This window comes from Acidovorax sp. HMWF018 (assembly GCF_003061035.1).
Taxonomy (GTDB): domain Bacteria; phylum Pseudomonadota; class Gammaproteobacteria; order Burkholderiales; family Burkholderiaceae_C; genus Acidovorax; species Acidovorax delafieldii.
This window is the reverse complement of record NZ_QAIM01000082.1, coordinates 1-1,116: the sequence shown is the minus strand read 5'-3', so window position 1 is coordinate 1,116 and position 1,116 is coordinate 1. Positions and strand designations below refer to the sequence as shown.

1 protein-coding gene is annotated in these 1,116 nt (G+C 62.3%); it reads right to left on the bottom strand.

Features of this window, described 5'->3' with window-relative positions:
* The coding region (locus DBR23_RS02965; RefSeq protein WP_108497268.1) for an ABC transporter ATP-binding protein at positions 1-712 on the bottom strand (712 nt) is incomplete at its 3' end.
* Positions 713-1,116: the final 404 nt, after the last annotated feature.

The window sequence follows — 1,116 nt, the reverse complement described above, 5'->3', positions numbered from 1 at the left end:
GGTTGTTGGAGACTTCTGCGTAGGGGCCTTCGGCCAGCACGGCGCCGCGCTGCAGCACGGTGATACGGTCTGCGATGGTCGACACCACCTTCATGTTGTGTTCCACCATCAGGATGGTGCGGCCTGCCGAGACCTTCTTGATGAGCTGGGTAACGCGGTCCACGTCTTCGTGGCCCATGCCCTGCGTGGGCTCGTCCAGCAGCATCAACTCGGGCTCCATGGACAGCGTGGTCGCGATCTCCAGTGCGCGCTTGCGGCCATAGGGCAGGTTCACGGTCACTTCATCGGCCAAGTCTTCCAGCCCCACCTCGGTCAGCAGTTGCATGGCACGGTCGTCAAGCTGCCGCAGGGTGCGCTCGCTGCGCCAAAAGTGGAACGAGGTGCCCAGCTTGCGCTGCAGGCCCAGGCGCACGTTCTCGATGAGTGTGAGGTGCGGGAACACCGCCGAAATCTGGAACGAACGAATCACCCCGCGGCGCGCAATCTGTGCGGGCTGCTCTCGCGTGATGTCGTGCCCGTTGAAGCGGATGACACCCGAGGTCGGCTCCAGGAACTTGGTGAGCAGGTTGAAGCACGTGGTCTTGCCCGCACCATTGGGACCGATCAGCGCATGGATGGAGCCGCGCCGAACGGCCAGGTTCACATCGCTGACGGCTGTGAAGCCCTTGAACTCTTTGGTCAGGCTGTTGGTTTCAAGAATGACGTCGCTCATTGCGCCTTGGCCGCTCCGTAAGGTGCTGAAATGAGGAGCCTTGCAACAAGGTCTCCGGGGAGGTTGGATCGCAACGCATCGTATGTCTCCCTACCCCGCAGTAGATACTGGGACTAATGCCTATGTATAAATGCCTACGTACCCGCCCTGAGGGCGCATGGCGCTGGGGATGTACGGGCGCGAGCAGCGCGCCAATGCTCAATCTGGCGCCGTGGCAGGCACAGAAGACCACACGCGGTGGTGGCGCAGCGCCGCGCCCATCACTGACTTTTTACTGACAAGCCTTGGTATTCACCGCCGTGGGCACCACTTATAACCATGGAGGGGCCGGACCGCGCTCCTTCTGCGGCACTCAGCTGAGCCGCCTACACTGCCATGATGCCCTCCCTCCCCTCCTCCACACC